This is a genomic window from Siminovitchia acidinfaciens (assembly GCF_003605385.1).
GTDB lineage: Bacteria > Bacillota > Bacilli > Bacillales > Bacillaceae_C > Siminovitchia > Siminovitchia acidinfaciens.
Genome location: NZ_QYTV02000001.1, coordinates 199,156 through 224,174 on the forward strand (window position 1 = coordinate 199,156; position 25,019 = coordinate 224,174).

24 protein-coding genes and 1 other annotated feature are annotated in these 25,019 nt (G+C 43.7%); of the genes, 19 read left to right on the plus strand and 5 right to left on the minus strand.

The genetic code is table 11. The annotated features are described in order from the left end of the window. Positions 1–190 precede the first annotated feature (190 nt). From mreB to D4T97_RS00925, 6 genes are all read left to right on the plus strand, one after another. Positions 191–1,192 carry a rod shape-determining protein gene (gene mreB, locus D4T97_RS00900; protein WP_126046746.1) on the plus strand — a complete coding sequence of 334 codons (1,002 nt, stop codon included), beginning with the start codon at positions 191–193 and terminating at the stop codon, positions 1,190–1,192. Between the two features lie 16 nt (positions 1,193–1,208). Continuing rightward, positions 1,209–1,985, plus strand: a complete 777-nt coding sequence (locus D4T97_RS00905) for a flagellar hook-basal body protein (RefSeq protein ID WP_126046748.1) — start codon at positions 1,209–1,211, stop codon at positions 1,983–1,985. 14 nt (positions 1,986–1,999) lie between these two features. Next, positions 2,000–2,839, plus strand: coding sequence for a flagellar hook-basal body protein (locus tag D4T97_RS00910; protein ID WP_126046750.1), 840 nt, complete (start codon positions 2,000–2,002; stop codon positions 2,837–2,839). 51 nt (positions 2,840–2,890) lie between these two features. Next, on the plus strand, positions 2,891–3,169 hold the full coding sequence (locus D4T97_RS00915) for a DNA-directed RNA polymerase subunit beta (RefSeq protein ID WP_126046752.1): 279 nt from the start codon (positions 2,891–2,893) through the stop codon (positions 3,167–3,169). Between the two features lie 316 nt (positions 3,170–3,485). Then, positions 3,486–3,911 (plus strand): 3-hydroxyacyl-ACP dehydratase FabZ, encoded by a 426-nt coding sequence (gene fabZ / locus D4T97_RS00920; protein ID WP_126046753.1) that lies wholly within the window; start codon positions 3,486–3,488, stop codon positions 3,909–3,911. A gap of 178 nt (positions 3,912–4,089) precedes the next feature. Further along, a complete protein-coding gene (locus D4T97_RS00925) occupies positions 4,090–4,374 on the plus strand; it encodes a hypothetical protein (RefSeq protein WP_126046755.1) in 285 nt (94 codons plus the stop codon). Positions 4,375–4,498: 124 nt separating this feature from the next. On the opposite strand, the gene D4T97_RS00930 is transcribed toward D4T97_RS00925, so the two are convergent. After that, positions 4,499–4,927, minus strand: coding sequence for a YwpF family protein (locus D4T97_RS00930; RefSeq protein ID WP_164525413.1), 429 nt, complete (start codon positions 4,925–4,927; stop codon positions 4,499–4,501). Positions 4,928–5,211: 284 nt separating this feature from the next. On the opposite strand from D4T97_RS00930, the gene ssb reads away from it, so the two are divergent. Continuing rightward, positions 5,212–5,595 carry a single-stranded DNA-binding protein gene (gene ssb, locus D4T97_RS00935; protein WP_126046759.1) on the plus strand — a complete coding sequence of 128 codons (384 nt, stop codon included), beginning with the start codon at positions 5,212–5,214 and terminating at the stop codon, positions 5,593–5,595. Further along, a complete protein-coding gene (locus D4T97_RS00940) occupies positions 5,592–5,777 on the plus strand; it encodes a hypothetical protein (RefSeq protein ID WP_126046761.1) in 186 nt (61 codons plus the stop codon). The genes ssb and D4T97_RS00940 overlap by 4 nt, the downstream gene beginning before the upstream one ends. Positions 5,778–5,937: 160 nt before the next feature. Here the strand turns inward: D4T97_RS00940 and D4T97_RS00945 are convergent, their stop codons facing one another. Together D4T97_RS00945 and D4T97_RS00950 are read right to left on the minus strand one after the other, a co-directional pair. Further along, positions 5,938–7,467 carry an alkaline phosphatase gene (locus D4T97_RS00945; protein ID WP_126046763.1) on the minus strand — a complete coding sequence of 510 codons (1,530 nt, stop codon included), beginning with the start codon at positions 7,465–7,467 and terminating at the stop codon, positions 5,938–5,940. A gap of 125 nt (positions 7,468–7,592) precedes the next feature. Then, positions 7,593–8,675: a C40 family peptidase gene (locus tag D4T97_RS00950; protein WP_126046765.1), complete on the minus strand. Its 1,083-nt coding sequence runs from the start codon at positions 8,673–8,675 to the stop codon at positions 7,593–7,595. 200 nt (positions 8,676–8,875) lie between these two features. On the opposite strand from D4T97_RS00950, the gene megL reads away from it, so the two are divergent. Then, positions 8,876–10,060, plus strand: coding sequence for a methionine gamma-lyase (megL, locus tag D4T97_RS00955; protein WP_126046768.1), 1,185 nt, complete (start codon positions 8,876–8,878; stop codon positions 10,058–10,060). Between the two features lie 535 nt (positions 10,061–10,595). Next, positions 10,596–11,309, plus strand: a complete 714-nt coding sequence (gene nagB, locus D4T97_RS00960; protein WP_126046770.1) for a glucosamine-6-phosphate deaminase — start codon at positions 10,596–10,598, stop codon at positions 11,307–11,309. A 373-nt stretch (positions 11,310–11,682) separates the two neighbouring features. Here the strand turns inward: nagB and D4T97_RS00965 are convergent, their stop codons facing one another. Continuing rightward, positions 11,683–12,936, minus strand: coding sequence for an efflux RND transporter periplasmic adaptor subunit (locus tag D4T97_RS00965; RefSeq protein ID WP_126046772.1), 1,254 nt, complete (start codon positions 12,934–12,936; stop codon positions 11,683–11,685). A gap of 19 nt (positions 12,937–12,955) precedes the next feature. Then, the gene (locus D4T97_RS00970) at positions 12,956–13,618 is read right to left on the minus strand and encodes a hypothetical protein (protein WP_164525414.1); all 663 of its coding nucleotides are present in this window, start codon (positions 13,616–13,618) and stop codon (positions 12,956–12,958) included. 360 nt (positions 13,619–13,978) lie between these two features. On the opposite strand from D4T97_RS00970, the gene ilvE reads away from it, so the two are divergent. The 9 genes from ilvE to leuD all read left to right on the plus strand — a co-directional run bounded on the left by ilvE (position 13,979) and on the right by leuD (position 24,967). Then, entirely contained in the window at positions 13,979–14,878 is a 900-nt protein-coding gene (gene ilvE, locus D4T97_RS00975) for a branched-chain-amino-acid transaminase (protein WP_126047999.1), read from the plus strand. Positions 14,879–14,897: 19 nt separating this feature from the next. Continuing rightward, the gene (ilvD, locus tag D4T97_RS00980; protein WP_126046776.1) at positions 14,898–16,562 is read left to right on the plus strand and encodes a dihydroxy-acid dehydratase; all 1,665 of its coding nucleotides are present in this window, start codon (positions 14,898–14,900) and stop codon (positions 16,560–16,562) included. Between the two features lie 3 nt (positions 16,563–16,565). After that, positions 16,566–16,814: a binding site (T-box leader), on the plus strand. Between the two features lie 128 nt (positions 16,815–16,942). Further along, a complete protein-coding gene (ilvB, locus tag D4T97_RS00985) occupies positions 16,943–18,664 on the plus strand; it encodes an acetolactate synthase large subunit (protein WP_126048001.1) in 1,722 nt (573 codons plus the stop codon). Continuing rightward, the gene (gene ilvN, locus D4T97_RS00990) at positions 18,661–19,176 is read left to right on the plus strand and encodes an acetolactate synthase small subunit (protein ID WP_126046778.1); all 516 of its coding nucleotides are present in this window, start codon (positions 18,661–18,663) and stop codon (positions 19,174–19,176) included. Before ilvB ends, ilvN begins: the two co-directional genes overlap by 4 nt. A 19-nt stretch (positions 19,177–19,195) precedes the next feature. Continuing rightward, positions 19,196–20,230, plus strand: a complete 1,035-nt coding sequence (gene ilvC, locus D4T97_RS00995; RefSeq protein WP_126046780.1) for a ketol-acid reductoisomerase — start codon at positions 19,196–19,198, stop codon at positions 20,228–20,230. Further along, positions 20,217–21,761, plus strand: coding sequence for a 2-isopropylmalate synthase (locus D4T97_RS01000; protein ID WP_126046782.1), 1,545 nt, complete (start codon positions 20,217–20,219; stop codon positions 21,759–21,761). The genes ilvC and D4T97_RS01000 overlap by 14 nt, the downstream gene beginning before the upstream one ends. A 95-nt stretch (positions 21,762–21,856) precedes the next feature. Further along, positions 21,857–22,957 (plus strand): 3-isopropylmalate dehydrogenase, encoded by a 1,101-nt coding sequence (gene leuB, locus D4T97_RS01005; protein ID WP_126046784.1) that lies wholly within the window; start codon positions 21,857–21,859, stop codon positions 22,955–22,957. A 10-nt stretch (positions 22,958–22,967) separates the two neighbouring features. After that, a complete protein-coding gene (gene leuC, locus D4T97_RS01010) occupies positions 22,968–24,383 on the plus strand; it encodes a 3-isopropylmalate dehydratase large subunit (RefSeq protein ID WP_126046786.1) in 1,416 nt (471 codons plus the stop codon). Next, on the plus strand, positions 24,380–24,967 hold the full coding sequence (leuD, locus tag D4T97_RS01015; RefSeq protein WP_126046788.1) for a 3-isopropylmalate dehydratase small subunit: 588 nt from the start codon (positions 24,380–24,382) through the stop codon (positions 24,965–24,967). The genes leuC and leuD overlap by 4 nt, the downstream gene beginning before the upstream one ends. Positions 24,968–25,019 lie beyond the last annotated feature (52 nt).

The following is a 25,019-nucleotide window of genomic DNA, read 5'->3' on the forward strand; positions in this document are numbered from 1 at the left end:
TTTGACCTCCAGCGCTTGTCCCCCCTAATCAGCCGCCCTCCGCTTTTCTCCCTATGTCAAAAAACCCAAAATTTTGTCAAACGCTCATTTCTTTTAGATACCTTGGTGTGTTAAAATATATAATTAGGGATATGTGTGTTCATCGACATTGTACATAATAAACTTTTTAATAAATGAAGGGGTAGTTAATATGTTTGCAAAAGATATCGGCATTGACTTGGGGACGGCTAATGTATTGATTCATGTGAAAGGCCAGGGTATTGTCTTGAATGAACCATCAGTCGTGGCAATTGACAGAAATACAAATAAGGTCCTTGCGGTCGGCGAGGAAGCCAGGCGCATGGTCGGGCGTACTCCGGGGAATATCGTAGCCATTCGTCCCTTAAAGGATGGGGTCATTGCCGATTTTGATGTTACGGAATCTATGTTGAAGCATTTTATCAACAAGCTGAATGTTAAGGGTTTTTTATCAAAGCCGCGCATTCTTATTTGCTGTCCGACAAACATCACAAGCGTAGAGCAGAAAGCTATCAGGGAAGCTGCTGAAAAAAGCGGCGGAAAAAAGATTTATCTTGAAGAAGAACCGAAAGTTGCGGCAATCGGCGCAGGCATGGATATTTTTCAGCCAAGCGGAAATATGGTCATCGACATCGGCGGAGGTACGACTGATGTTGCTGTCCTTTCAATGGGCGATATCGTTACTTCTGCTTCCATTAAAATGGCCGGAGACAATTTTGACAGCGATATTCTAAATTACGTGAAAAAAGAGTACAAGCTCTTAATCGGTGAAAGAACTGCAGAAAACGTGAAAATCAATATTGCCACTGTTTTCCCAGGCTCCAGGAACGAAGAAATGGAAATACGCGGCCGCGATATGGTCAACGGTCTTCCACGGACAATCACAGTCACTACCAAAGAAATTGAAGAGGCATTAAAAGAATCTGTCGATGTTATCGTTCAGGCAGCTAAAAACGTTTTGGAAAAAACGCCACCAGAGCTTTCAGCAGATATCATAGACAGAGGTGTCATCCTTACAGGCGGGGGAGCACTTCTGCATGGAATTGATCAACTGCTTGCAGAGGAGCTGCGTGTACCAGTATTAGTGGCTGATGAGCCGTTGGATGCAGTTGCGATAGGAACCGGCATCATGCTCGAGAATATTGACCGGATTGACAAGCGTAGTTTAGTTTAAACGGGAGGCAGAAGTCATGTTAAGAGGCTTTTTTACTGCAGCATCAGGGATGTACGCTTCACAGCGAAAAACCGAAATGATAACGAATAATATGGCCAACGCCCAAACACCAGGGTTTAAGGCTGATTACTCCCATATACGGGCTTTTCCTGAAATGCTCATCGAGCGTTTCAATGCCGGGTCCAGCCGAAGCGAACAGGTTGGCACACTCCATACAGGTGTATATGTTCAAGAAGTCATACCACGGTTCATTCAAGGCGACTCCCTTCAGACGGATCGTCCTACTGATTTGGCACTCATGGATCGAACAGATGGGACTGCTTTTTTTTCGGTGGAACAGAACAATGAAATAAAATACACACGAAACGGGAAGTTTACTGTCGATCCGGAGGGTATATTAACTACAGAGAACGGATGGCCTGTCCTTGATGCGAATGGCAACCGGATCAGGGTTGCAAGCGAGCAGTTTGAAGTGGATGAGGCGGGTTGGATTACAGAAAATGGCGTACAAGTTGCCCGATTGAGAATCGTACGGTCAGATAATCCCGAGGATCTTTCAAAAGAGGGAGACGGCCTCTTTAGTACAGATATTAATGCTGGACTTCCACTGGCTGAAAATGCCGACTTTACACTCTCCCAGGGATTTGTCGAGAAGTCGAATGTTGATGTTACCCGCTCGATGACTGACATGATCACTGCCTATCGGACTTTTGAGGCAAATCAAAAAATGCTGCAGGCATATGACCGAAGCCTTGATAAGGCAGTCAATGAAATTGGCCGGGTTAACGGATAAGTGGGTGAAGATGTATGAATAGAACAATGATAACGGCCGTAAATACCCTTTCACAACTACAAAAACAAGTCGATTTGATTGGCCATAATATGGCAAATGCTGAAACTACAGGATACAAAAAAAGAGAAGCTTCTTTTGCAGACCTTATGGCACAGCAGATCAACAACTATTCTTCCAGAGCCGACTCTGAAGTTGGCAGGGTTTCAGCTTTAGGAATCCGTCAAGGCATCGGCGCCAGGATTTCACAGACCGGAATGATTACAAAACAGGGTTCATTGAAGACAACTGACCGTCCCCTAGATTTAGCTTTTACCAAGGAAAATCAATATCTGAAGGTAAGGGTTCAAGAGGGTAATGACTCTCAAATCCAATTTACTCGTAATGGTGAACTGGATATTGTGAATACAGGCGGCCAATGGATGCTTGCCACAAAAGACGGGCATCCGGTTTTAGACGAATACAATCAAGTGATTACTTTTTCTCAGAATGTAGAAAACGTAAAAATGATTAGGCCCGGCACATTCGAAGTGAGAATGGGGAATGGTGAAAATGCCATTTTTCAATTGGGAGTAATTACTTTAAACAAGCCCCAGTTTATGGAGCAAAAGGGAAATTCGTATATAGGGCTTCCGGACCAATTGAACAATAACATAAATCTCGATGATATTTATGTTAATTTGACGGAAGAGGGAAGAGGAGAGATCTCCCTTCAACAGGGTGTTTTGGAAGTCTCCAATGTAGACATTGGAATTGAAATGACTGATTTGATGACAGTGCAACGGGCAATTCAATTTCAATCCAGATCCATTACATTGGCTGATCAAATGATGGGTCTAGTCAACGGGATACGGTAATTTTTATCGCTCATTCTTCCAGGATCAAACAGCCAAAAGGAGTTTTTTTCTATGACGGCTAAATTTATCAGCAAAGAACAAACTAAAACACGTGAGCAAACGGATAAAAAACGCAGCAAAGAAAAAAATGTTGATGAGTCTTTGAAGAAGATCAAAGTTCGGCTCATCCCCATTTGGCTGAGGGTTTTGATTATCATATTTTTTACCGTAATCAGTCTGATTGCCGGCATCTTGGTCGGATATGCCGTCATTGGCGATGGGAAACCCCAGGATGCATTAAAAAAGGAAACGTGGACTCATATTATCGACCTTGTGAATAAGGAAAAGTGAAGGCTGTCTCAGCCTTTTTTTACTACATAGGTGAAGTGCATTTAATTATCTATCTAAGGTTTGGGGCATTATACATTGAACATTCTTAGAAACCCGGTTCGAAGGCGGGGAAACCTCGAAAATGCTTAGCGCTTCCTTCATTCGCAGAAGCTGTTACTGGGTCCTTCGGGAGAAGCTTCATCCTTGAGACCCCTCCAGGACGCGATGCGGCCGGGGAGGCTCAAGCAAGACTGCGCAAAAGCGTCTGCCTGGAATGGTATCAATCTGATTTTTGCACATTTTTAGTTCAACATATATTATTTTGGAGGAATACATTATGATGGATATTCAACAAATCAAGGAAATCATCCCGCACCGCTACCCATTTCTTCTTGTAGATCGGATTCTCGAAATCGAGGAAGGCAAGAAGGCTGTCGGAATGAAAAATGTTTCAGCGAATGAAGAGTATTTTAATGGACATTTTCCGGATTATCCGGTCATGCCAGGTGTACTGATTGTCGAGGCGCTTGCTCAAGTGGGTGCTGTGGCGATGCTCAAAAAAGAAGAAAATCGCGGAAAGCTTGCGTTTTTTACCGGAATTGATAAATGTCGTTTTAAACGCCAGGTGAAGCCTGGTGATCAGCTTTTGCTGGAAGTGGAAATCATTCGTGTGAAAGGCCCGATCGGTAAAGGGAAGGGAATTGCCCGCGTGAATGACGAAGTGGTTTGTGAAGCAGAAATAATGTTTGCTCTTGGAGAATAACGGGAAATGAAAAACTGAAAGTGGGATAGATGGTAAAGTCTTAGAAAAAAAAAATGAAGAAATTTGGGGAATTTGGGAAAGCTAAAATCAGACCAAGCAGGTCCTATGTAAACGGAAATCGGACATCCGATTTTAACCCACATAAAGTGGGCCCAAAAATCTGAAAGGAGCTTACCAAATGAATCCAAAGCTAGGAAAAATCATTGGGGCAGCGGCCCTGTCATCGTTACTTCTTGCAGGATGTGGAACCAATGATCAAGAGCCGCCGCCGCCGGCCAACAACAATGGCGTCGAGGACAACAACGGTATCAATGATAATAATGATGGAGTCAATGATAACAACGGTGTCAACGACAATAACGATTTGAATGATAATAACCTGGATAACAATGACGGTGTTGGCACGGATAACAACGGTATGGACAATAATAACAATCGTATGGATGAAGACGACAACAAATAGAAAAAAAGCGGGGGATTCCCCGCTTTTTTCTATGGCCTGAATTTAGATTATATGGAAAGGTCCTAGTACAACTTCCTGTGCTACGGTGCGTTTGCGTAGCAGGGCTATGCTCGTGCGCTTTTCTTTATTCCTTGGAAACAGGCTGCTTCATTCTCATTCTTGCCTTAAATTCCCTTAATAGCTTCTCTCCGCTCAATCCTTCTTTGATCAAATCGTCCAGAAGCAATTCCAAATACTCGTTTCGACGTTTGCTCAGGCGACCTATAAATAATACGCTGATATGATCTTTCACTGGCCTGATGGAATGAACCGAGACAGTGAAAGGAGCTGGATCGTTAGCAGCATGTGTAATAATTACCCGGATTTCAAATGGCGTGTTTTCTTCTTGAATTGATTCGAAATATGATTGAAATCTGTCAGCTACATAGGCTTCAATAATCCAGCTGCCTTCTTCATTCTCTTTATTAATGATCAACCCGTCTGTAAGTGGAATATTCTTCGCGTGCTTTTGTTCATCGATGACTTGCAGGGCTACGATTTTAAATGTTTTCAAATCGAGTCTCCTCCATATGCTCTTTTATTAAGTATATCACTTTCTAATTTCCTCCACATAGCCATACAAGATTATATTTTCGACAAGCTTTTTCAAAGTTTGATCTTTTTTTAAGAAGTATCAATATTCTTTTATAAATAAAGAAAAGTATTGATATTAGAATTTTACATTCTGAAAAACTGTAATTTTCAAGATACATTTTGAATGAAAAGTGATTTTTCGTCATTTTACATCCAGGAGTTTCGTCGATAAAATGTGGGTACCAAAGGAAAAGGAGTGATTATTTGATAAATCAAGTTACATTGGTAGGGAGGTTGACAAAAGATCCGGAGCTCCGTTACACGGTGGAAGGAAAGGCGGTATTGAATATTACACTTGCTTTGAACCGCCATTACAGAAATGCCCAAGGAGAATATGATGCTGATTTTGTGCTGTGCACGCTTTGGAACAAGACTGCCGAAAATACAGCGAAATACTGTAGTAAAGGGGCGATTATCGGAGTTACGGGGAAAATACAGACGAGGAATTACGAAGACCAGGATGGAAAAAGAGTTTATGTGACTGAGGTTGTTGCCGATTCTGTCAAGTTTATGGGTGGACGAACAAAAGCCGAAAGCCCTGCCGCATCAACTAGATCCGAAACAGGCTTAAGGGAGGTGAACGCTTGAGACGGACTGGCCAAGGTGATTCGCTGGAACTCCTTGTTAGTGACCTCATTTTTAAGCTTGGAAAAGCCAACCAGCAAATCCACACCCTTTCCCAACGGGTTCATCAACTTGAACTTCTCTTAAACCAAACACCCGACCGTTTATCTTCAACTAAAGCATATGATCTTCTAGAGAAACACTGATCCCCGCTTCAGCCTCCATTGTCCAATTTCAGTATCCACGTTTTGCGCCCTCCAAATGGAAGACCAGCTGCAATCAGCTGGTCCTTTTTAATCAAATCTATGCCTGTGGACATATTGGATTATGCTAAGTTTAGTTCCAACGCTAACTTCGCACTTTTCCCTATCTTGGAATCCAAAACATACTCCCGTTATATATGGTAATACCTTTAATTGGCTCTTCTTTTCCGTTTACGATTCTTACATTTCGATTTGAAGGGTATTCAATGGTTTGTCCATTTTTTTCAGCGATGAAAGCGGGGGCTTGATTCTTATTTTCGACTCTTACTATTGTCTTGAATCCCTGTTTTTCAAAGTGCTGTTTGGCCGGGATAAATCTCGTTTTCGTAAGCTCGGAAAGCGGCGGCAGATTGAGATGCTTTACAACATAGTCAGCCAACTCGATATTGTTGATGAGTCCTTGAGGTTTATGCGGAACACCTTTTCCGCCGTAAGTATAGAGGAAAACGTCCTCCCCTGAATGACCTCGTGTTGTAAACCCTAAATGGGCCCGCTTGGCCATCATTTGTACCATTGCTTTTTCAATATCTTTTTCATTTTTCATTCGCTCGATTTCAACTCTGCTAAGATTATCCAGGCCATAGCTGATCAGTACATCCCTCATATTGGAACGGTCTTGCTTTAATTGCGACACGGCACCTGTTACTGTCAAAGAAGCTTTTTTTAGTGGAGTGATAAATTTTTCTGAAGGTGTTTCAGGATACGTTTTATCCGTCTGCCTGTTTCCCATTGTCAAGCCGCTGTTTCCGTGATCCGTGACTGCAATTAGAAGGGTCTGTTGATCATTTTTTGCAAATTTCAAAGCTTCATTAACAGCCTCATCGAATGCCAAAACCTCACTGACCATTCCTACAGGATCATTCTTATGAGCAGCAAAGTCAACCTTGCTTCCTTCGATAAATAGAAAAAAGCCATTGGTATTTTGATTAAGTGTCTGTAAGGCTTTTTTTGTCATCTCGGCAAGAGAGGGCTGTTTCGGGTGGAGTCTTCTCCGATCGAAGTCATAGGCCATGTCCTCCTCGGAAAAAAAACCATGAAGCCGCGATTTGGTTGATCTCATCAACTCTTCCTTTGTATATATAACTGGAAAATCTTTATTGATAAAGGAATATTTTTTTCCTCCCCCCAGTATGACATCAATATTTTGATGCGCTTGCTGAAATCCGATCTCTCTCAGATTGTGCCGGCTGATTGAGTGGGCGGAAAAAGCTGCGGGTGTGGCATGTTGAATAGGTGCCGTAGCTACAATGCCGGTTGCCAGTCCTTTTTCTTGAGCAGCTTCCAAAACATTAGCGACTGGACGCCCCTTGATCGTTTGGTCTTTTTCCCTATAAGGGACCATGCCAATAAAATCAACTATCGTTTTATGTCCGGTGGCCATGGCGGTGGCTGCAGCAGCTGAATCTGTAATAGCTGAACGCAAAGAATAAGTGCGAACTCCTCCGGCTAAAATTTCATCCAGGGCAAGCGGCTTGCCCTTATAATGCCTGGATAATGTAATAACGTCTGAGTTTGTACCGTCCATTACCATAAAAATAACATTGTTCCGGTTTGTAATAGAGGCCTCTGCGTTAAACGGGAGGCCAAATGAAATTGAGTATATGAGAACTCCTAAAATCATTTTTTTAAACATGTTTTCCCCCCAATACAAACGGTGTGAATGGTTTTATTATTGGGAGGATAAATGAAATTATTCGGCGTTCCTTCTTTGAGTAAAAGAAAAAGCTGCAACGCATTTTCCGCGTTGCAGCTTGAATATTAATAAAATCTCTTGTATCCGTTAAATTTGCTCTTCCAATAAGAATTGCTCAGGCTTGCAATTTCCACTCCATTGTTTCCAGCATGGATAAATTGATTGCCTCCAAGGAAAATGCCCAAGTGGGAAATCCCACGTTTGTATGTATTTTCAAAGAAGACTAAATCTCCAGGCTGTGGGGTTTTAACATAATAAGATCGGTTGAAGTACCCATCTGCACTTGTTCTGGAGATGTTCTGGCCTGCTTGCTTAAATGCATAATATATGAACCCGCTGCAGTCAAAGCCTGCAGGAGTTGTACCGCCCCAGACATATTTGACACCGAGATGCTGTTTGGCTGCCGTAACTACGTTGCCCACTTTTGATTGGACCGGCTGTGAAACTGATGCAGCTGTTTGTTTGACAGTCGTTCCTGCTGGAGCGCTGCCGTTTAGGCGAAGTACTTGTCCAACATAAATCAAGTCCGATCTTAGTCCGTTTAGCTGCTTCAACTGTGCTACAGTAGTTCTGTATTTTGATGCAATCCGTCCAAGGGTATCGCCGGATACCACTTTATATGTAGTTGCATTGGCAGTGTTGCCGCTATTATTGCCTGAGGAGTTTGAAGTAGATGCCGCTGCCGTAGTAGGCGCAGGTGCCGAAGCGCTCCCCCCGCTTACTCTTAAAACTTGTCCGGGCCTGATGAGATCTGATGTCAAGCCGTTCCATTGTTTTAATTGGGCAAGGGTGATGCCATGTGAACTGGCAATTCTCATCAGGTAGTCTCCTGATTTCACAGTATATGTACTTCCCGTGGAAGGTGTGCTGTTTGTAGTTGAGTTCTTGGTTGAAGCTTTTACTGCAGGAGTAGTAGATGTACTATTTGCAGTGGAGCTACCATTTATTTGAAGAACTTGCCTTGGATAAATGATATCGCTGGATAATTTGTTTAGTTCCTTAATCTTAGTGACCGTTGTCTTATAATGATTTGCTATATTCCAAAGAGTGTCTCCGGGCTTAACTGTGTGTTCTGCAGCAGAAGCTTTTCCAGAAAAAGTTGCTACTAATGCTACTGTTGCTACGCCGCCGACTAACTTTTTCCGCACTATCTATTCCCCCTAGTTATATATATAGCCTTAATAGCAAGTCTAGCATAAAATTTTCATAATTCATGTAAATAAAACAAAATGTTACATTATTTTAATAAAGTAACCATATTTTTCCATGTAATAAAAAATGATTTGCTTTTCATCTGTAGGGCATTGTCATAGAATAGGAATGAGAAGGATTTCAGGAGGTATTCGACTTGGGAAAAAAGAATCGATTTGAAACAGATGTCTTACATGCAGGATATAATCCATCCGATTATCTGGGAAGTCTTGTTCCACCGCTTTTCCAGACCTCGACATATACATTTCCATCTGCCGAAGAAGGGGAACGACGCTTTGCGGGTGAGTCGGAAGGACATATTTATTCTAGGTTGGGAAACCCGACAGTTACAGCCCTGGAAGAAAGAATGGCGGTGCTTGAGGAAGGGGAAGCGGCATTGGCATTTGCTTCCGGAATGGCGGCTGTAAGCGCCACATTATTCCATTTGACGAATACTGGCGACCACATTTTATGCTCCGAAGGTATTTACGGATGCACTTTCGGTCTCCTGCAATTGATGGAGAAGAAATATAAGATCGATCATGACTTGATCAATATGGATAGTGAGGAAACGGTCAGAGCGGCTATTCGCGACAACACAAAAGTGATATATGTGGAAACACCGATCAATCCGACAATGAAACTGGTTGATCTTGAAATGATTGTCAGTGTTGCCAAAGAACATGATATTCGTGTTGTCGTTGACAATACGTTCTGTTCGCCATATTTACAAAGACCACTAGCATTGGGCTGTGATTATGTTTTGCACAGTGCGACCAAGTATATCGGAGGTCACGGCGATGTGGTTGCGGGCCTTGTTGTCGGTGCAGATAAAGATGAAATCGCTGCAATGGGAGCCACCATGAGAAAAGATATCGGAGGAATCATGTCTCCATTTGATGCATGGCTATTGATGCGAGGTCTGAAAACGCTGCCTGTAAGACTAGACCGCCACTGTGAAAACGCAGAAAAAGTTGCCGGGAAATTAAAATCACATCCGAAGGTGGGACAAATGTTCTATCCTGGAGATCCGGACTTCCCGCAGTACGAACTCGCCCAAAGGCAAATGAAACGTCCTGGAGGGATGATCAGCTTCGAAGTCAAGGGAAGCAAAGAGGATGCACAAGCTATTTTAAATCGGGTCAAGCTCATAAGTCTGGCTGTCAGTTTGGGTGACACGGAAACACTGATTCAGCATCCCGCAACAATGACTCATGCGGTTGTACCAGCGGAAGAGCGGAAGAAAATGGGGATATCCGATACGTTGATTAGAATATCCGTCGGTTTGGAAGCATGGGAAGATATTTGGGAAGACCTGAAACAGGCATTGGATGGTATCTGATTAATAACGCGGCAGCAACCTTAGATTAATTACCACCCTTGAAACACCTTGTCTTTTTATGAGGCAAGGTGTTTTAAAATTTATCCTGCGTAAAACCTTGAGGAGTTGGGGCCTCCCTATTGCAACAGGTAAGCTCTTCAACAGTATTATCGCATGAAGAAAAAGCGGCAGATTTTTAGGGATGTAGTGTATAAGCGGCGTTGCCTTTTCGAGCAGTCTATTGTCAGTAAACAGTTGCTTTAGCTTTTATGCTGGAAAAGTCGCCAGGCATAACCCGTGTAAATGAATCATAATGTATCAAGGGGTTATTTGGATGGGGTGGTAAAGGGCTGGATATGCCACCAAAAAAATCTGCGTTGTTTCTCGGGGTTTTTATTGTAACGAAAAAAAATGAGCTTTATAATTAATAGATGTTCATTCGGAAATTTGTTTAAATATGACAAAATGAGGTAAATAAGCAGGGTCCTAGGGAATGAAGCCGCAATTTTGGGGGTTCAAGATATAAGTGTTCCAGTTATGTTAGGAGGAAAATGAGATGAACGTGTTAATATTTAAAAACCCGGAAGAAGCAACAAAAGCCGCTTTTGATATTGTAAGCCAGCGTCTTGAAGCAGGATTGAAAACAATCGGCTTGGCTACAGGAAGTACTCCTTTAAAGCTTTATGAAAAGCTACGCAGTACGAACATGGATGTTTCTCATGTGACGACTGTAAACCTCGATGAATATGTCGGATTGGAGCCGACGGACCCCCAGAGCTACAATTATTATATGAATGAAGAATTGTTCAAGTATATGAATTTTGCGGCAACCTATGTTCCTAATGGAGTGGCTGAGGACCTGGAAAAAGAGTGTGAGCGATACGAGGAGATTTTGAGAAACCATCCCGTTGATCTGCAAATATTGGGAATGGGACCGAACGGTCATATCGGTTTCAATGAACCGGGGACATCCTTTGAATCAGTTACACATATTGCCGAGTTGACCCAATCTACTAGAGATGCAAATAAAAGATTCTTTGATAAAGAGGAAGATGTGCCGACAAGGGCGATCACAATGGGGATTTCTTCCATCATGATTGCCAAAGAGATCATGATGCTTGCCTTTGGAGAAGGTAAAGCTGAAGCAGTGAGAAATATGATTGATGTTCCGGTCACAGTTGATTGCCCGGCTTCTGTTCTGCAAAACCATTCAAATGCTATCATCATTCTTGATGAAGCAGCGGCAAGTAAATTGAAACGTAATTATTAACAATAAACAAAAGCGCAAGTGCCTGTTCATCGACGTACAGACTGAGCTGAAATGTGGAAGACGGCCGTTAAGGGGCGACAAGCGCTGGAGGGCAATCCAGTGAAGTCGTTCTTTGACTTCATTGGATTGACCGAAGCGACCTCGAGCCCCTGCCGTCTGCAACTAGACAATAGTGACTCCAACGAGATAAAGGAAACACGGCGACGAAGGCCGCCTCAGAACGCCACATCCTGTGGCTTCGGTGGCACTAGGACGTCCTGTCCGTCGGAGCTGGACGCAGCATATTCCGATTAACAAGTTATACACAAGCACAGAATTTTATAGTTTAATAAACAAAAGGCCGGACATCCCATTGAGATGTCCGGCTTAATTTTCATTGTTGCAAAACACCGATAAAAAAGTACTTAATAACTTTTTTGCGGCTGATTTCTTTTGCGGAAGATCTATTCAACTTATATACATCCAACGGCGTAATGAACGGAGCCTGCTTCACAGCTTGGCGATGGTCCGTCACGTAAAACTCTCCTGCTTTTGCCCCGTTTTTAATGGCATAAAGATTTCCGACTTCCAATCCTGTTGTTACTTTTCGCTTTTCTGCTATTCCGCTTTCGTTCAGCACCCAAATATAGGACGTATCTTTTTTCTCGCCGATGCTTTTTCCAAGTACGGCGGGTACATCCTTTTCTTCTTCCAAAATAATATCGGCTGTGACATGGTAACCAATATGTATATCTTCATTTTCCTCATCAAAGGCTGCTGTAAAAGGATATATGCTTTTCTTTTTAACTTCCGGTCTGTCTGCCGGAAGCTCGGAGATTTGATTGATTTCCCCAGTCAGCCGCCCTTCGAATAAGTGAGAAAGGATATTCACTTTCATCCCTTCATCCACTTGGGGCAATTGCTCCTCCTGAAGTTCTCCCTTCAGTATTTTCTCATCGGATACAATTGTAATGACCTTCTTCGAATCAGGGGTTATTTTTTTTACAACACCGGAAATGGGACTTGTGAGCGACAGGCTATCCTTATCGTTTTGCAAGGAATCCCTCTGACTTTCGAGCTTCTTGATATCAGCCTCAAGCTTTTCCATTTCAAAAATTTTTTCGCCGATTTCTTTATCATTAGCTTGTTTCCACTCTTCCTCATTGAAATGGTCAGAGGGGCTCGGATAGTACCAATCACTATAATCCTCGTCATAATATAGATCTGCGTTTGATGACCTCGATGAAACAGGCGGAGTCAGCGATTTTAATTGATTGATCAGGGACTGAATGCTGTTTCTCTTGGATTGCAGACTTTCTATCTCCGCATCCAAAAGAGCCGTTTGCCTGTCAATCTTATCGCTTTTATAAAGGAGCAGAGGAGTACCTTCCTCTACAGTATCGCCTTCACCGACAAGGAACTCTTCTATTGTTTCATCTTCGGAAGCCAACACATAGTATGTCTCGGCTTGAGTGATTACTCCATCAACAGGCAATGACTCCACGATGTCCGTCTTTCTTATTTTCGACCAGTCCGTAATATGATTAATCCGGCTGACTTTGCTGTTTTCCTTGCTGATAAGAACTAAGTTTACTATAAGAAATCCTGTTAATCCTATTGCTAGCAGTATGCTAAACCACTTCATCATTGTCCACAGCACACCTTCGTCATAAAATCTTTTTAAAATCAAGAAAAGCCAGGAATGCAGATCCGAGCCAGAAAATGAGATGTACTCCCAAGACGATGCCGAATAATGACAGTTGCCGACGGCGGCTTAAAATGCGCAAACCGTACAATTGGATTGAAATCACCCAAACTTTAAAGAGTGAGATACAGCCAAGGAAATAAATGAAATATCGTTTATCTGTCATATACTGAGCGATCGGGCCGAGTGAGAATGGAGAAGAGGACCAGGGCAGGTTTAATTGCACGGTCAGGAAAATATTGATTGCTTGCTCCAAAAGTAAGATAGGAAATATAAATGCCTGCAGCACTACCAGCTTGGAATATGGAACGTCTGTAAGTGTCCAAAACCAGAGCGCCTGAAAAAAAATGATCAAGGCTGCATAGAAAAGCCCAAGAATAAAACGGCCCGCAATAAAGTAGCTTTTCAGCCATTCAAACTCTCCGCTTGAACCTTCGGTCAATTCAGATGAAAATACATGCGAACCTATGCCCGCAAATCCAGACACGGCAAAAACTAAGGTGCTCATTAAAAATAGCAGAAATAATTTGAGGCGGAGGTCATAGACACTTTCCGCTTTTTCCAATTGAAAAAAACTTCTCTTGGGATAAAGCAAACCTTTTAATATTCTTAACTGGTAAATCATTACTCTCACCTGTTTCGAAAAACCTATGATTTCCCCTCATTTTACCTCATAATGTCCTTTTTTGTAATCCGCTAGTTGAAATTTTGTCAATATGGAGACATTCGGGTGCAATTCAGGCTAAAAGAATGGGATTTTGTATTCAAAAATCCGTGCAATTTAAATTTTGAAAAAGTTGTCGAAAAAAGTTTGAAAATGAGAATGATTGATATAATCATTATGTAAACGGATACAGTATTTGTGCTGGCTTTTAAGCAGCGATAAGATTCTGAAAAATGGTTGACGGAATGGGGAATCAACGGTATTATTAGGAACAATATATTACATCCACAAACGACAAATGTGCGAGAGGGGCGAACAATGGTGAGCGAGCAGTGGATATTCCTCAACGGCAACTATGTGAATAAAGAAGAAGCCGTTGTTTCGGTATATGACCATGGGTTTTTGTATGGAGATGGGGTTTTTGAAGGGATCCGTTCTTACGGCGGAAATATTTTCCGCTTGGATGAGCACCTCGTCCGTTTATATGAATCTGCAAAATCCATCATGATCGATATACCGTATACTCAGGAGGAAATGACACAAATTCTTGTGGAAACTCTCCGAAGAAATAATCTGAAAGATGGGTATATTCGCCTGGTCGTTTCACGTGGAGTTGGAGATCTCGGACTGGATCCGGCAAATTGCAGGAAGCCTTCTGTAATTGTCATTGCCGAACCGCTTCGAATTTTCCCTAAAGAGTTGTACGATTCAGGAATTGAAATTGCAACGGTGGCCACCCGGCGGAATCGCTCGGATGTGCTTAATCCGATGATAAAGTCTTTAAACTACTTAAATAATATTCTTGTAAAAATAGAGGCGAACCTGGCAGGGGTACAAGAGGCATTGATGTTAAATGACCAGGGATATGTTGCCGAGGGTTCAGCCGATAATATATTTGTGGTTAAAGGAAATAAAATTTTGACACCTCCGGGGCACGTCGGTGCATTAGTAGGAGTTACGAGAAATACAATTATTGAGATTGCCAAAGAAAAAGGTTATGAGATCGAAGAAGCTATGTTCACCAGACATGAAGTCTATACGGCAGATGAAGTTTTCCTGACAGGTACGGCAGTTGAAGTCATAGCCGTTGTTAAAGTGGACGGACGAGTCATCGGTGAAGGTAAGCCGGGTCCTGTTACAAATGATCTGCTTGAAAGCTTCCGGGAAATAACCGTTACAGATGGGAAAAAAGTTTACGGCGAAACATTACATGTCAGCTAAGAATCAGAGGGGGATGACGATGCGAAGTGATATGATAAAAAAGGGGATCGATCGTGCCCCTCACCGAAGCTTGCTTTATGCTACCGGTATTAAAACAAAAGATCTGGATAAGCCATTTATAGGTGTTTGTAACTCATACATCGATATTATTCCTGGGCATAAACATTTGAATGTATTTGCAGAAGTTGTCAAGGAAGCGATTTGGGAAGCAGGCGGAGTGCCGTTTGAATTCAATACAATCGGTGTAGATGACGGCATTGCGATGGGCCACATTGGCATGCGCTATTCACTTCCCAGCCGGGAGCTGATCGCGGATGCGGCTGAAACAGTCATCAATGCCCACTGGTTTGATGGGGTTTTCTACATCCCGAACTGTGACAAGATCACTCCAGGAATGTTGATGGCGGCATTCAGAACGAATGTCCCTTCCATATTTGTATCCGGAGGGCCGATGGAAGGCGGAACGTCTTCCGAAGGGGAACCGTTGACACTTACTTCAGTCTTTGAAGGCGTCGGTGCTTACCATGCCGGAAAAATGACTGCTGAAAAACTCTTGGACATTGAACAAAATGCCTGCCCAACATGTGGATCCTGTTCCGGAATGTTTACAGCCAACTCCATGAACTCGTTGATGGAAATGCTTGGGGTGACAATACCTGGAAATGGAACGATTGTTGCCACATCTGATGAGAGGCACCGACTGATCAAAGAGGCTGCACGCCATTTAATCAGAATGGTGAAAGAAGACATCAAGCCAAGAGACCTTGTCTCCGAACGAACTATTGACGATGCTTTCGCACTTGATATGGCGATGGGCGGATCGACAAATACAGTTTTACACACATTGGCTATTGCACATGAAGCAGAAATAGATTACGATTTATCTAATATTAATAAAGTGGCTGAAAGAGTTCCGTACTTGGCAAAAATTGCACCGGCTTCAGATTACACGATGCAGGATATACATGATGCCGGCGGAATCAGCGCCATCATTCGTGAACTCTGCGAAATGGGCGCGGTTGAAGCAGACCGCATGACAGTCACAGGTAAAACAGTATACGAAAATGTAAAAGAAAGCGTAATTACCAATCCTGAAGTCATAAGACCGAAGGAAGATGCATATAGTCCAGTTGGGGGATTATCCATCCTATATGGAAATCTCGCTCCAAACGGCGGCGTCATCAAAGTGGGAGCAGTCGACCCATCGATTAAAACATTCCTTGGAAAAGCGATTGTTTTTGAATCCCAGGAAGATGCGCAAAATGGCATCAATGATGGTACTGTCCAGGCGGGCCATGTCGTAGTCATCCGCTACGAAGGACCAAAAGGCGGACCAGGGATGCCTGAAATGCTTGCACCTACTTCAGCAATCGCTGGAAGAGGGCTCGGCAAAGAAGTTGCGTTGATTACCGACGGACGCTTCTCCGGAGCATCCCGTGGAATATCCATCGGACACATTTCACCTGAGGCTGCCGAAGGCGGGCCGATTGCTTTGGTAGAAAACGGCGATGAGATCTTCATAGATTTAGTCAACCGTACAATCCAATTGAATGTGGATGATGAGGTTCTGAACGAACGGAAAAAGCAAATAAAACCGTTTGAGCCGAAAATCAAAAAAGGGTATTTGGCTAGATATTCGAAATTAGTCACTTCCGCCAGCACAGGCGGAGTCATGAAAATATAAGAATATAAGGCAATGATAAGGAAAAAGTGGATGGTCACCTGCATTTACAGAGAGCCGGTACTGCTGGAAGCCGGCAATGCAGTCATTCGCGACATCACCTTGGAGCCGGAATCCTGAAAGCGAAAAGCGACTAGGGATTCACGGGAATACTTAGGAGTTCCCGTTATCAATGAACGGCTGTACAGCTGTTCTTAAGTCAGTGTTTGACACTGTAAAGTAGGGTGGTACCATGAAAGTTTTTTCATCCCTGCATAAAAGGTTCTCCTTTTGTGTGGGCTGAAAAAACTTTTTTTTTATAGAGAAATTAGGCAGATACATTTAGCGAAAGCTAAAAAATAAAATTTGAAAGGAAGGCGCTAGTGGTGAGTATAGGTTTCCCGATGAAAGCAGGCAACCAACAATCAGACACGGCCGTACAGGAACAAGTGAAGACAGGGGCTGACTTGTTTATAGAAGCATTAAAAAAAGAGAATGTAGAAATGATCTTCGGCTACCCGGGAGGCGCCGTCCTTCCGATATATGATGCGTTGTATAAAAACCCCATCAAACACATTTTGACAAGACATGAGCAAGGTGCCATCCATGCGGCAGAAGGATATGCCAGGGTAACCGGAAAACCAGGCGTTGTTATTGCAACTTCCGGTCCAGGTGCCACAAACCTGGTAACAGGTATTGCAGATGCAATGATGGATTCCATCCCTCTTGTCATATTCACAGGCCAGGTAGGAAGTGCGGTTCTCGGAACTGATGCATTCCAAGAGTCCGATATTGTTGGAATCACGATGCCAATCACAAAGCATAACTACCAAGTGAAGAAGATGGAAGATCTGGGGCGCATCATCAAAGAAGCTTTCTTTATCGCCAACACTGGAAGGCCTGGCCCTGTATTGATAGATATTCCTAAAGATATTGCTACAGAAACAGCTGGCGTATATCCGGATAAGCCGATTCATTTGCCAGGCTATCAGCCGACAACGAAGCCAAACTATTTGCAACTGCAAAAACTTGCAAATGTCATGTCAACAGCTAAAAAGCCGCTTATCCTTGCTGGGGCAGGCGTCATATTCTCCAAAGGTGCAGATGAGCTGAAAGCATTCGTTGAAAAAACAGGATTTCCGATAACAAACACGCTTCTTGGTCTTGGAAGCATTCCTGGCGACCATCCTCAATTTTTGGGAATGGCCGGTATGCATGGAACTTACGCATCAAATATGGCTATCACAGAATGTGATTTGCTTATAAACTTCGGTGCACGATTCGATGACCGCTTAACAGGAAACCTGAAACATTTTGCACCGAATGCAACGGTTGCTCATATTGACATCGACCCTGCGGAAATCGGCAAAAATGTTCCAACTGAAATCCCGATTGTTGCAGATGCGAAAGCAGTGTTGGAAAAGCTCCTGGAAATGGACTTTAAACTGTCAGATATTTCAGCCTGGACGGATCATATCCGGGGGTATATGGAAAAATATCCATATAAAAAACCAGTGTCCGATGACAGAGGGCTTTCTTCCCCTCATGTCGTCAAAATGATCCACGAAATGACCGGGGGAGACGCCATCGTAACAACAGACGTTGGACAGCACCAAATGTGGACCGCCCAATATTATGGATTCAATGGGCCGAACCATTGGGTAACGTCCGGAGGGCTTGGCACCATGGGCTTTGGTTTCCCATCGGCGATCGGTGCCCAGTTGGCCGACCCTGAAAAAACAGTCGTATCCATTTCAGGCGATGGCGGGTTCCAAATGTGTCTTCAGGAATTATCTGTAGTCAAGGAATTGAATCTTCCAATTAAGATTATCATCTTAAACAACAAGGCACTTGGCATGGTGCGCCAATGGCAAGAGAGCTTTTACGATGAAAGATATTCCCAATCACTTATTCCGGAGCAGCCTGACTTCATCAAATTGGCTGAGGCATATGGAATTAAAGGATATAAAGTAGAGAATGAGCAAGAGGCTAAGGAAGTTTTTGAAAAAACTTTGAACAGCAAGGAACCGGTTTTGATCGACTGCCGCGTCGTAAAGGACGAGAATGTATATCCAATGGTTGCACCAGGCAAAGGACTACATGAAATGATCGGGGTGGGAGAATGAAACGCGTTGTAACATTAACAGTCAACAATAACAGCGGCGTGTTAAATAGAATTACCGGACTAATCTCTAAAAGACAGTTCAATATTGAGAGCATCACAGTCGGCCCGACAGAAAACCCGGGCATTTCCAAAATGACTCTGATTGTTCCAATTGACGATCCAGCCAAAATGGAACAGCTCTCAAAACAACTGCAAAAGCAGATTGACGTGCTGAAAGTGACGGATATCACCGATAAAGCGGTGACCCGTGAGCTGGCACTCATCAAAGTATCTTGCCCACCGTCGGCTCGCAGCGAAGTTTACAGCATCATCGAACCGTTCAGGGCAACAGTCATTGACATTGGCAAGAATATCATCACAGTCCAAGTCACTGGCGAACCTTCAAAAGTCGAGGCTTTTATTGAACTTTTGAAACCTTATGGCATCAAAGATATTTCAAGGACAGGGTCAACCGCCTTCGTCCGGGAACAGCAAAAGCAAGAAACACCACAACTATCAATCTTACAATTATAAAAAGGGAGATGTATTAGAAATGGCAAAAGTTTACTACAATAATGAAATCAATGAAGCAGTACTACAAGGAAAGAAAATCGCAATCATGGGTTACGGTTCCCAAGGACATGCACATGCAAGCAACTTGAAAGAAAGCGGATTTGACGTAATCGTAGGTATCAGACCAGGTAAATCTGCGGAGGCAGCAAAAGAAGACGGACATGAAGTTTACTCTGTAAGAGAAGCAGCTTCCCAAGCGGACATCATCATGATTCTTCTTCCAGACGAAAGACAAACAGCAGTTTACGAAAATGAAATCAAACCGGAATTGACAGAAGGAAAAGCATTGGTATTTGCTCACGGATTCAACGTTCACTTCAGCCAAATCGTTCCTCCGGCAAACGTTGACGTATTCTTGGTTGCTCCTAAAGGACCTGGCCACTTGGTAAGACGTACATTCCAAGAGGGTGCTGGCGTTCCTGCATTGTTCGCTATTTACCAAGATGCTACAGGAAATGCAAGAGACATCGCTTTAGCTTATGCAAAAGGAGTCGGAAGCGCGAGAGCTGGCGTTTTGGAAACAACTTTCCAAGAAGAAACAGAAACAGACCTATTCGGAGAGCAAGCAGTACTTTGCGGAGGAACTACAGCTCTTGTAAAAGCTGGTTTCGAAACACTTGTAGAAGCTGGATATCAGCCTGAAGTTGCATACTTCGAGTGCTTGCATGAGTTGAAATTGATCGTTGACCTTATGTATGAAGACGGATTGGCTGGCATGCGCTACTCCATCTCCGATACAGCACAATGGGGAGACTTCGTATCTGGTCCACGCGTAGTTGATGCTGATACAAAAGAGCGCATGAAAGACATCTTGGATGATATCCAAACAGGTAAATTTGCAAAAGGCTGGTTGCTTGAAAACCAATTGAACAGACCTGAATTTAACGCAATCAATCAACGTGAAAGCGAGCACCTCATCGAAAAAGTTGGTCAAGAGCTTCGTGAAATGATGCCATTCGTCAAAGCTGGCAAAAAGAAAGCTGCCAAGGAAGTGGTAACTAGTGAGAAAAATTGACATCTTTGATACAACACTTCGTGACGGAGAGCAATCGGCGGGAGTCAATTTAAACACTGCCGAAAAGCTTGAAATAGCGAAGCAGTTGGAGCGCTTTGGAGTGGACGTAATGGAGGCGGGATTCCCCGCCGCCTCTCCTGGCGACTTGGATGCAGTCAGACAGATTGCTTCCACGATCAAAAACTCGTCTGTCACCGGATTGGCGCGCTCAGTCAAATCCGACATCGATGCAGCTTGGGAAGCCCTTAAAGTGGCTGAATGCCCAAGGCTTCATGTCTTCATTGCGACTTCGCCGATCCATATGACATATAAGTTGAAACAGACGCCCGAGCAAGTCGTGGAAACAGCTGTTGAATCAATCAAATATGCCAAACAGTTTTTCCCGATTGTCCAATGGTCCGCTGAAGATGCATTCCGTTCCGATCCCGCATTTCTTGCCCATATCGTTGAACAGGCAATTAAAGCCGGAGCTTCTGTCATCAACCTTCCTGATACAGTCGGATATGCAACACCTCATGAATATGGGGCTATGTTCAAATACATGAAAGACAATGTTCCAAATGTCGATCAAGTGAAATTGTCTTCTCACTGTCACAATGACTTGGGAATGGCAGTAGCCAATACACTTGCCGCTATTGAAAATGGCGCGGATCAAGTGGAAGGAACGATCAACGGCTTGGGTGAAAGAGCAGGAAATGCTGCACTTGAAGAAGTAGGCGTCGCTCTTTATACAAGAAAAGATGCTTATAATGTTCAAACAAATTTGACATTGAATGAAATCAAACGCACAAGCCAGCTTGTCAGCCAATTGACGGGTATGGCGATTCAAGCGAATAAAGCCATTGTCGGTAAGAATGCTTTTGCTCACGAATCCGGTATTCACCAGGACGGAGTTTTGAAGGAGCCGACAACTTATGAAATCATTACTCCTGAATTGATTGGTGAGACATCCAACAACTTGGTCCTTGGAAAACACTCCGGACGTCATGCATTCAATGACCGGGCTAAGTCCATGGGATTCCATCTTGATAAGGATGCACTTAACCAGGCATTCAAGGAATTCAAGCAATTGGCTGACCGCAAAAAAGAGATTACTTCCGAAGATCTGTGGACAATTTTGACACAGCAGCAATTGAAGGATTCTGATGCTCCTGTTTACGAATTGGAGTCCGTCCAGGTCCATTATGGAACAGAAGACAGCCCGATGGCCACTGCCCGCGTCAAAGTTCCTGACGGTTCAATCCAAGAGGATGCCTGCAACGGAGCGGGAAGCGTGGAAGCCATCTTTAATACATTAGAACGGATTATCGACGGCAAGGTCCATGTATTGGATTACAGGGTTTCTTCCATTGGCAAAGGCCGGGATGCTCTAGGAGAAGCAGTCATCAATTTGACTTTTAACGGCGAAGAATTTACAGGCCGAGGAGCAGCTCAGGATGTACTCGAAGCATCCGCGAAAGCTTATTTAAATGCAATTAACAGAAGCTTGCTTCAATCAAAAATGAAACAGCTTATTTCAACGACAGTTTAATTTAGTTACGTTGATTGAAGCGGAAGGCGGCCGCCCGAAGCGAAAATCAACAGTATGATAAATAATGTAAAAATTAAAATTAGGAGGAAAACGGGATGAAGAAACGAGTAGCTGTACTCGCTGGAGACGGAATTGGAAAAGAAGTAACAAATGCTGCAACGGCTGTTTTGGATGCAATCGGCCGTCGCTTTCATCACGAATTTGAGTGGGTGCACGGCGTACTCGGTGGAGCAGCCCTTGATCAGGCCGGCCACCCGATTCCTGAAGAAACAATCAGGAAATGCGAGGAAAGTGATGCAATTTTACTTGGTGCAATCGGAGGTCCGAAATGGGATCATTACCCAAAGGAACTTCGGCCGGAAAAAGGGCTTCTTCAACTTCGGAAGCACTTTGAATTAAGTGTGAATTTAAGACCCGTTCAAGCATACAAAACTTTGCTTGCCTCCTCTCCTTTGAAGGAGGAAGTTGCAGAAGGCGTCGACTTGGTATTTGTCAGGGAGCTGACAGGCGGCCTTTATTTTGGAGAACCGAGCTACCACACAGATGAAGAAGCAGTGGATACGCTAGTATATAAACGCGAAGAAATTGAGCGCGTTGTCCGGTTTGCTTTTGAAATGGCGCAACAGCGGAGAAAGAAAGTTTCCTCAGTAGATAAAGCCAATGTGTTGGAATCAAGCAGGCTATGGCGCAAAATTGTCGAAGAGATTGCAGCCGAATACCCTGATGTGGAATACGAGCATATGCTTGTGGACTCGACAGCAATGAAGTTGATTACTTCTCCAGCTTCTTTCGACGTAATTGTAACTGAAAATATGTTCGGCGATATTTTAAGCGATGAAGCCTCGGTCATTTGCGGTTCACTTGGGATGCTTCCATCAGCAAGCCTTCGTGCGGACGGATTCGGGCTTTATGAGCCGGTACACGGCTCTGCTCCGGATATTGCAGGCCAGAATAAAGCAAATCCATTGGGAGCCATTTTATCCGGTGCGATGATGCTTAGAACAGCATTTGGCATGACTCAAGAAGCTGATGCTATTGAAGAAGCAGTCAAAAAAGTACTTGAAGACGGATTTAGCACGGGAGAATTTAAATCCCTTGGTGGAAAAGTGTTGACTACTACGGAAATGACGGAAAAAGTCATTAACGAAATTGAAAGTGAATTAGTTTCAGACCATATTTTAGCAGCGTATTCGTGAGGTGAGGAAGATGGGCAAAACAATTATAGAAAAAATATGGGAAAAACATGTTGTTCATAGTGAGGAAGCAAAGCCGGATCTCATCTATATCGATCTTCACCTTGTTCATGAGGTAACATCTCCGCAGGCGTTTGAAGGATTGCGTCTAAACGGCCGTAAGGTGAGAAGACCTGATCTTACGTTTGCCACGATGGACCACAACGTTCCGACTAGAACGAACGAAGAAGTGACAGATCCAATTGCGAAGAAGCAAATGACAACATTGGAGAAAAACTGTGCAGAATTTGGAGTGCCTCTTGCTGGTATGGGTCATCCTGATCAGGGGATTGTCCATGTAATCGGTCCTGAGCTCGGCTTAACACAGCCTGGTAAAACAATCGTGTGCGGAGACAGTCATACTTCCACACACGGTGCATTTGGCGCCCTCGCTTTTGGGATTGGGACCAGTGAAGTTGAGCACGTTCTTTCTACGCAAACCCTATGGCAGCAAAAGCCGAAAACAATGCAAGTCAAAGTGAACGGGGAACTTGGTGCCGGCGTTACTGCGAAAGACTTGATCCTTGCTATCATTGCCAAGCATGGTGTTGACGTGGGAACAGGCCATGTCATGGAATATACAGGTGAAGCTATCCGCAAGTTGACAATGGAAGAGCGCATGACTGTATGTAATATGTCTATCGAAGCCGGAGCAAGAGCTGGTCTCATCAGCCCGGATGAAACGACTTTCGAATATTTGAAAGGCCGTGAGCATGTTCCGGCCGGTGAAGAATATGAGAAATTGGTGGAAGAATGGAAACAGCTCGCATCCGATGATGATGCTGAATATGATTCAGTCATCGAGATCAATGCAGATGAAGTTGAGCCGTTTGTTACATGGGGAACGAATCCTTCCATGGGTGTCAGAATTTCGGAGAGCATTCCATCTCCTGAAAATGCGGCGAGCAATTCCGAAAAAGAATCGATTGAACAGGCACTTGAGTATATGGGTCTAACCGGTGGTGCCAAGATGACAGATGTGGACATTCAATACGTGTTCATCGGATCATGTACGAATTCCCGCATTGAAGACTTGAGAGCCGCTGCGGAAGTATTGAAGGGAAGAAAGGTAAGCGAAGGTGTAACAGCGATCGTTGTACCAGGTTCCCGTACAGTAAAAGCACAGGCTGAAGAGGAAGGCCTGGATCAAATCTTCCTTGAATCCGGATTTGAATGGCGTGAGACAGGGTGCAGCATGTGTCTTGCGATGAATGCGGACCAGGTCCCTGCAGGCAAACGATGCGCATCTACATCCAACCGGAACTTTGAAGGACGCCAAGGGAACGCATCCCGTACACATCTAGTCAGCCCGGAAATGGCAGCAGCTGCAGCCGTAGAAGGCAGATTCGTTGATGTGAGGCATTTGATGAAAGGGGAGGTTCACGCATGAAGCCGATTAAAGAAGTAACAAGCGTTATTACACCGTTAGATCGCGTGAACGTTGATACTGACCAAATCATCCCGAAACAATTTTTAAAACGGATTGAACGGACTGGGTTCGGCCAATATTTATTTTACCATTGGCGTTTTAATGACGATGGCACAGAAAAAGCCGACTTTGTCTTGAACAAACCCGAATATAAAGGCAGCGAAATTATTGTCGCCCGCGAGAACTTTGGATGCGGCTCCTCCCGTGAGCACGCTCCTTGGGCATTGGGGGACTATGGATTCCGCGTTGTCATTGCAACAAGCTTTGCTGATATTTTCCATAGCAACTGCTTCAAAAATGGCATCCTGCCTATCCAATTGAAGGAATCCGAAGTGGAAGAATTGCTTAAAGACGGCAAAGAAAAGCCGCTTCAGATCACTGTCAATCTGGAAACAGAAACAATTGAGGCAGAGAATGGAAAAACATATTCCTTCTCTATCGATCCATACCGCCGCCAAATGCTTTTGAACGGCTGGGATGAAATTGCATTGACATTGCAATTGGAAGATGAAATTACAGCATATGAAAAAGCAATAGCGAAATAAGAAGAGCCAAAGTTTCGCCAGCACCGACAAGCACAAGACGATTCCCAAGAGG

Bases quoted from the DNA above. Each gene is read 5' to 3' on its own strand.
- mreB (WP_126046746.1), top strand. From the start codon at position 191: ATGTTTGCAAAAGATATCGGCATTGACTTGGGGACGGCTAATGTATTG.
- D4T97_RS00905 (WP_126046748.1), top strand. From the start codon at position 1,209: ATGTTAAGAGGCTTTTTTACTGCAGCATCAGGGATGTACGCTTCACAG.
- D4T97_RS00910 (WP_126046750.1), top strand. From the start codon at position 2,000: ATGAATAGAACAATGATAACGGCCGTAAATACCCTTTCACAACTACAA.
- D4T97_RS00915 (WP_126046752.1), top strand. From the start codon at position 2,891: ATGACGGCTAAATTTATCAGCAAAGAACAAACTAAAACACGTGAGCAA.
- fabZ (WP_126046753.1), top strand. From the start codon at position 3,486: ATGATGGATATTCAACAAATCAAGGAAATCATCCCGCACCGCTACCCA.
- D4T97_RS00925 (WP_126046755.1), top strand. From the start codon at position 4,090: ATGAATCCAAAGCTAGGAAAAATCATTGGGGCAGCGGCCCTGTCATCG.
- D4T97_RS00945 (WP_126046763.1), bottom strand. From the start codon at position 7,467: ATGTTTAAAAAAATGATTTTAGGAGTTCTCATATACTCAATTTCATTT.
- nagB (WP_126046770.1), top strand. From the start codon at position 10,596: ATGAACGTGTTAATATTTAAAAACCCGGAAGAAGCAACAAAAGCCGCT.
- D4T97_RS00965 (WP_126046772.1), bottom strand. From the start codon at position 12,936: ATGATGAAGTGGTTTAGCATACTGCTAGCAATAGGATTAACAGGATTT.
- D4T97_RS00970 (WP_164525414.1), bottom strand. From the start codon at position 13,618: ATGATTTACCAGTTAAGAATATTAAAAGGTTTGCTTTATCCCAAGAGA.
- ilvD (WP_126046776.1), top strand. From the start codon at position 14,898: ATGCGAAGTGATATGATAAAAAAGGGGATCGATCGTGCCCCTCACCGA.
- ilvB (WP_126048001.1), top strand. From the start codon at position 16,943: ATGAAAGCAGGCAACCAACAATCAGACACGGCCGTACAGGAACAAGTG.
- ilvN (WP_126046778.1), top strand. From the start codon at position 18,661: ATGAAACGCGTTGTAACATTAACAGTCAACAATAACAGCGGCGTGTTA.
- ilvC (WP_126046780.1), top strand. From the start codon at position 19,196: ATGGCAAAAGTTTACTACAATAATGAAATCAATGAAGCAGTACTACAA.
- leuB (WP_126046784.1), top strand. From the start codon at position 21,857: ATGAAGAAACGAGTAGCTGTACTCGCTGGAGACGGAATTGGAAAAGAA.
- leuC (WP_126046786.1), top strand. From the start codon at position 22,968: ATGGGCAAAACAATTATAGAAAAAATATGGGAAAAACATGTTGTTCAT.
- leuD (WP_126046788.1), top strand. From the start codon at position 24,380: ATGAAGCCGATTAAAGAAGTAACAAGCGTTATTACACCGTTAGATCGC.